Raw genomic sequence first — 1,669 nt, forward strand, 5'->3', positions numbered from 1 at the left:
ATATATTATGTGGAAAGAATTTAAAGAGTTCGCTTTTAAAGGGAACGTTGTCGATCTTGCCGTTGCCGTTGTCATTGGTGGCGCTTTCGGTTTGATCGTGAAGTCACTGGTTAACGATATCATCATGCCCCTTGTTGGTATTTTGATTGGTGGGATTGATGTCTCAAATCTTGCGATTAAAGTTGGCACAGCAACTGTTGCTTATGGTTTGTTCTTGCAATCTATCATCAACTTCTTGATTATTGCAGCCGCAATCTTCATGATGGTTAAAGTCTTCAACACAATGAACAAGAAGTCTGCTAAAGAAGCAGAAGTTCCTGAAGTTGAAGATACAAAGACTGAAAAGTACTTGCAAGAAATCGTTAAGCTTTTGTCAGAAAAGAAGTAAGTTCACGACTTGGTTAAGCGTCAGTTTAACCTGAGATAAAAAAGCGTCGGCCGCCTTATCGCGACCAACGCTTTTTTGTTTGTTCACTTATTATGGCAAAATAAAAACGCCGAAATCGGCGTTTAACTGTTGTATTGCTATGTACATCAGCCCCTGGAATATATTTCAATCTAGATAAAAGAAATATGGTGATCGCAAAATCACTGAGCTAACTTAATAAGAATACCATAGTTCACCTGATGACGCAAATTATACTTAGTTGATCACACCTTAAACATCATCCTAATTCAAAAAAAGCGTCAATCTGACTAGTCAGATTGACGCTTTTGCTGTTATAGCACTGCTGCGTGGTTACTTGTTAAAGTAGAATGTGCCGCCAGTATAAGATTCATTTTGTGACCCATCTTTGGCAACATCTGGTAGTGCAATTTTAATACCGTCAGACTTGAAGTCATCTTTGTCACTCAAAACGACAAAATTCACCTTTGTTTTTGACTTTGCTGGGAATAGTTCAATCGCTGCTGGTCGGACATTCGTATAGGAATCTAACGTTTCCCCTGCTGCTGATCGCGCATTCCCATTACCGTCAATAAAGGTATACTTCCCATTTAATTGACTCCCGCGGATATCTTGATCCGTTTTATTTTCAAGTGTTGCTTCAACTGTTGTCTTATAGAACTTTTCTGGCAATAGGCTTTTGATTTCAGAACTGACATCAAACATATCACGATCATGTACTGACCGCTTCACCTTTTCAGTCTTAACACGGTTAAGTGTGACATTCCAGTTGTCATTGCTCTGCGTTTGGTAAATGTTTTTCACGACTGTCTTATCTGATCGACTAGCGTGTCTGACGACGTGCTTGTCAGCATCGTTATCTAATCGATGTGTCATCATTTTTGCCCCGATAAACACACCAATTGCGAGTGATACAATCGCTGTTATGGCGATTACGATAATCTTCTTCATAATACTTCACCCCATCGTTTTATTTACAAAAACGATAATATCATCAAATGCGCTGTCTGACAATACATTCACGCATTAGAACAATGATTTTCAGCTAAAATATTGACCGTTTTTTTCAATAATTATAGAATTAATACGTAACAAATAAAAAACTTGGGGGAGCATATGATTTCAACACTTTCAGGATTAGTTTTTATTATTTCCGTTGTTGCCTTTATCGTTTTTCTGATTTGGGGATTCGCAAAAAATCAGCATATTAATCAGAAAACATGGCTTAGGCTGTTACAGGCAGCTGACGCAATCATTGTCTTT

At 38.0% G+C, this 1,669-nt stretch carries 2 protein-coding genes; one reads left to right on the plus strand and one right to left on the minus strand.

Features of this window, described 5'->3' with window-relative positions; translation table 11 throughout:
- Nucleotides 1-7 precede the first annotated feature (7 nt).
- Entirely contained in the window at nucleotides 8-388 is a 381-nt protein-coding gene (gene mscL / locus ACW12G_RS07935; protein WP_048701911.1) for a large conductance mechanosensitive channel protein MscL, read from the plus strand.
- Between the two features lie 351 nt (nucleotides 389-739).
- Here the strand turns inward: mscL and ACW12G_RS07940 are convergent, their stop codons facing one another.
- Entirely contained in the window at nucleotides 740-1,357 is a 618-nt protein-coding gene (locus ACW12G_RS07940; protein WP_455647712.1) for a hypothetical protein, read from the minus strand.
- Between the last annotated feature and the right edge of the window lie 312 nt (nucleotides 1,358-1,669).

It is taken from the genome of Leuconostoc sp. (assembly GCF_965300815.1).

What these genes read in the sequence shown, in the direction of transcription:
- mscL (WP_048701911.1), top strand. Translation starts at nt 8, where the DNA reads ATGTGGAAAGAATTTAAAGAGTTCGCTTTTAAAGGGAACGTTGTCGAT.
- ACW12G_RS07940 (WP_455647712.1), bottom strand. Translation starts at nt 1,357, where the DNA reads ATGAAGAAGATTATCGTAATCGCCATAACAGCGATTGTATCACTCGCA.